Source organism: Vibrio sp. M260121 (assembly GCF_036533715.1).
Classification (GTDB): domain Bacteria; phylum Pseudomonadota; class Gammaproteobacteria; order Enterobacterales; family Vibrionaceae; genus Vibrio.
In genome coordinates this window covers 1-1,574 of sequence record NZ_JATABF010000100.1, presented here as the reverse complement: position 1 = coordinate 1,574, position 1,574 = coordinate 1, and the positions used below count along the sequence as shown (strand labels likewise).

Genomic DNA, 1,574 nt, shown 5'->3' with positions numbered 1-1,574 from the left:
GGTGGCTACAGTATAATTCTTATCATGAGGCAGCCACATGATGATTGTGTTATCACGGCGCGTTACAAAAGCGCTGTAATCGTCATAGACATCATCATCGTTAGGCTTGATGTCGAACTCCTTTTCAAGTGCCTTAATGGAATTAGACCAGGCAAACTTCACGTGATAAAGCGGTACGCGCGCCGTATAAATTTTGTCTTTCACTATTTACTCTCCAACTGGATAAACTCAGCCTGCAGCTTTGCAAGCTCATTGTTGGTTAAGTGTTTCACGGTATAGACCTCAGCTTTATCAAATGCCGCCATAAGCATTACTGCCGTGCGTTTGTCATCGAGCGCAACCAGGTACTGCAGCGTTGGCAGCCACTCGCCGCCATCGAGTTCATCAAACCCAAACAAAATTCCATCCGCATCATCAAGGTTTGTGCCGGCTAATTTTTCTTTGAATGGATTGAGCTCTGGTGTTTCTTGGATTGCCTTGTCGAGAACAGCAGTGGAGACTCTGTTTTTTGCAGCTTGATTGATTTGTTCCTGGATAACTGACTTGCTTTGTTCATATGAGTAGCTCAGTACTTTGTTGATGAGACCGTACTCTTGAGCACTGGCAGCCAAGGACTCTGGCAAGGCTTGCATCGATACAAGGGGCGAGCTTCTAAACTGATGCTCTTTAGAAAACGTGTCGTCTTCGTGCATCGAGTTAACAGTGATTTTGGTGTATTGCGACTTCTTACTTGATGGCAGTTTGTCATACTGCTCTCTAGTCAGTACCGATACCGTGCCTCGGCACTTATGATGATTGGGCGGATAGAACTCAATCCAAAACTCATCGTTCTTCGGTTTGGCCACACCGTCCAGTTCTCTACAGAGTTTGGTTGTGCCATCATCCATAACCGATGTGTAGACCAGGAACTCAACCAAATCATTATCCGCAATCTGTGTCCATCGACCTGCGTTGTAAGCGGTCATCATGTTGTTGCGATAATGCAGCTCAAGCCAGTACGGATTCGCCTGCGCAATGCCGATTTGCTCAAGATACGCATCCAGGTTGCGAAGCACCTCTGAACGGCTTTGACCTTCGTTTAATGCATCTTCATAAAGCTTTTTCACTCGATTTACGGCATCAAGGCTCGATACATTGGCAATAGTAAAAGCGCGCAGCTTCATGGACGCTTCGGTTTGGCGATAGGTTTTGCTGTCTGCAGGTATCATTGACGACAGCGCATCAATGGCTTCTTGAAATGGTACAGGGTCAACGGCAAGGATAATGGGTGCGTTGGCCAGCTCGATGTTGGCATCGATTTGTTTGATGATATGCACTTGGCCCAGCAACCAACTCACCATCATCGAGTTAGTATACGTTGCCGTGTATGCGCTCATGAACGCATCGATGTCGTCATTGCCACTTTTGATGGCATGAGTGATTGCACTGGACAATTTATTGGCCGTAAAAGAAAGCGCCTCATTTTCGAGGCGCTCCATTTTGGTCAGGTTGTCTTTTTCAGCGCGCTCCACGTCTGTTAGAACAGCCATAGATGTTTCGCCTCCGTTGGGTCGGATAATTGAATGGAACTGTCT

2 protein-coding genes are annotated in these 1,574 nt (G+C 46.7%); both read right to left on the bottom strand.

Annotated elements, in window-relative coordinates:
* Positions 1 to 204: hypothetical protein (locus QTO06_RS25235; RefSeq protein WP_331410330.1), on the bottom strand; the 204-nt coding region annotated here is incomplete at its 3' end.
* Entirely contained in the window at positions 204 to 1,529 is a 1,326-nt protein-coding gene (locus QTO06_RS25230) for a phage head morphogenesis protein (RefSeq protein WP_042770674.1), read from the bottom strand. The genes QTO06_RS25230 and QTO06_RS25235, both read right to left, overlap by 1 nt.
* Between the last annotated feature and the right edge of the window lie 45 nt (positions 1,530 to 1,574).